Source organism: Bradyrhizobium sp. UFLA06-24, from assembly GCF_054967145.1.
The window spans coordinates 1-2,705 of record NZ_JADFUE010000164.1 but is presented as its reverse complement, the minus strand read 5'-3'; the positions used below and the strand labels follow the sequence as shown (position 1 = coordinate 2,705).

1 protein-coding gene is annotated in these 2,705 nt (G+C 58.8%); it reads right to left on the bottom strand.

The window, feature by feature from the left end:
* Positions 1–1,237 precede the first annotated feature (1,237 nt).
* Positions 1,238–1,639: a hypothetical protein gene (locus tag IF809_RS38335; protein WP_014497933.1), complete on the bottom strand. Its 402-nt coding sequence runs from the start codon at positions 1,637–1,639 to the stop codon at positions 1,238–1,240.
* Positions 1,640–2,705 lie beyond the last annotated feature (1,066 nt).

Genomic DNA, 2,705 nt, shown 5'->3' with positions numbered 1-2,705 from the left:
GTCCCTCTTCCTGCTCTCACTCTGGCCAACGCTCAACTGTCCAGTTCAGCCCAATTCGGCTTATTAACGATCGACTCGGATCGCAGGCAGCGCGGGCGACTCGCCGCCTTGGCTGACTTCAATCGGGAGCTAGTTCAGTTTCTGCGGAGAAAAATCTCGTGTTCCGAGCCTGGCGGCCCGATACCGGCTGTTTAGTTCACGTCCCCGAGAGTAAGACTTTTATTTGGCTCAGATCCGGATGGGGCAGAAGCTTGTGCAAACCCATTCGCAACTTGAGGTCTTCCGGCGCCCACGGATCTCCCTGCTGCCAGCTCGGGGGCCCATAAAGAGACAAACTTGGCAGCGGCTGGTTGCGCCGCACTTGCGGCGCATAAGGCGAGGATGTTGAGTTGAAGCCGTCCATGTTCCACCCCCTGAACGCTTAAAGCCGACTACAGAAGGTCAGCGACAGGAAACAGCGCGGGCGCGGCCTGGCGCCTACCGACCTGGGGGGCTGGATAAAGGCACTATCCCTGCCGCTCCGCGCTGCCGTTGAGTTTAGCGGAAAGCGTGACTCGGCGCTGACCGTTCTGGATAGATAGCGCTGTCCCTGCCACGTCCCGTTAACCACAACGGCTCTGTATCCGGGCTGGCTTACTGAAAGCTGACGAGACCCGGCAATTCCCAAAACGAAAGCGGCCCGTGTGGGCAAGTTGCAGTCAAGCGTGAGAACGACGTTCCGGCGGCACGCTTGGTACCACGTCAGCCTGAGCATTCGCCAGCTAGCAGCTCCGGTGTCCAGCGCCCGGCCTGCCGGAGGGCCGCAGGCGGTGGCCACCAGAAGGGCCTCTTCCTTGTCGTTGAGTTCGCGCTCTGCCCGGTAGGCGGCTCTTCGCTCTGGTTCTCCGCCAGGTTGCCTTCGACAAAAACGTCGAAGGGTGGGAGACCGCCAAGTGGCCGACGCCCAGGCTTGTGGCGATCACGTCATCACTCATCCCGGCATCGGCCGCCAACCGGATCTGCGCCCCCTTGAGCGGACAGCGGTTGCCTGCCTCCGCCTAAGAAAAGCTCTATTCGACAAAAAGAGAGGTATCTATGGCAAACGAATCTTAGATAACTCGCGGCATCTTGAGTTCAGAGCAATCGTGGGATTTGGCGGGTGAGCTGAAGCCACTAAAGCGACCCACACCCTCGTCAGTGGGCGACATATGCCCTCGGCTCTGGAGGAAGTAGCTGCGATCGGGCTCTTATCGCAAGCTCAGTGAAGCGCCTGCCTTCCCGCGGGTGATGGCTGTGGCTTGAGATGATCCAATATCTTCGAGCCGGCGCTGAACGACCTCGACCAGAATTTCTCCAGAAAATCCAGGTGACACCGCAACAGCTCCGAGGAAGTTTTGGAGTCCGCGATATCCTTCAGAAAGGTGGCCTGATCGTGCAGGGAGGAAGCCGCCAAACCTAGTCCGTCCTTCAGGGCCGCAGCGAACAGGTTGCTTGTCGCTTCAATCGAGCTCTGCCATTCCCGAAAAGTAAATGGACTAGGCGATGCGGCTGTCGTAGATTTCCCAGCGCCATCGGCGGAAGCGCCAGATATCAGAGCCGGGTCGTGCCCGACATGTGGCCGCCGCTCGCGTTTCTCGTCTTCGCTTGCATTCGGTGCCATTCGAGATCTCCTAGCTTGAAGGGCTTATAACGTACTAAGTTGTTCGCCGCTCATTTCGATCATCCCCTACAAGGTACCACAATTGCCAACACGCGATACCTACCTCATTTGGTAACGTGGCAGCAAAGGAGGCAGTGAACGCGATACGGCCAGAGCCCATAGGCTGTAAAGCGCGCGTCCGTGTGCTGTCGCTTTGCCCACCGGTGCCGGCCCAGAGGCTGAGAACTGGGGCGATCGGATGGAGGATGGTGCCGGCTGCGCGTAGATGGCTGGCGGCGGCAAAGTCGGTGAGCGCACGTACATGGAGCAGCAATCAACATTCAATAATTGTTTAAGATTCTCCAAGCCGCTGGAACGGGCGATCGCTTCTACCCTGCTTCGAAGGCTTCACTGGCAGCCTGCTCGGCCTGTTGACGGCCCTGCCCTCTGAGCCAACGAGCGCTTCTGGACGGGCCACATGAAAGCGACTTTGAATCGCGGTGGATGCCCTCGACGGCTGGAAGCCGATTCGGCCGGCTGGCGTATATGATCTATTAGAACCATCTCGGCGGCTCGCGCAACCAGGCGACCGCCAGGCACTTAACCGCCGCGGCACCGCTATACGGGATCATCCAGAGGTTCTTGCCGACCGAATGCGAAATCCATGCTTCGATACGACGAGCTAACTGCCGGCGCAAACTTGCGATGTTCGGCGAAGCTTGTCCGGTGTCAGCTAGCGGGTTGGGTTAGGTGAAGCAATAGACGTTGCAAGCACCCCGCGCGGGAAAACGGCGTTGATGGACAATGGCGGCAATACCCTTGCGTCTCGAGTTTAGCTGGAGGCTTGCTTTTTCTCTCGCACGCAGGCTTACGTCCTGTGGCTCTCGAACGTGTGCGGCGCAATGTGGCACTCGGGCCGATCTTGAGACGTATAAACGCTGTGATCGTATGAACTTGTAGCAGCGCGGCTCGAGATAGACGACCAGAGACATGCTCCAGATGGCACCGTCCCTAGTACCCGGAATCAGAGCTGAGTGATACGGCGGCCTTTGAAACGGCGTTGACGGACCTTTTTCTTGGTCCAGAC

What these genes read in the sequence shown, in the direction of transcription:
- IF809_RS38335 (WP_014497933.1), bottom strand. Translation starts at nt 1,639, where the DNA reads ATGGCACCGAATGCAAGCGAAGACGAGAAACGCGAGCGGCGGCCACAT.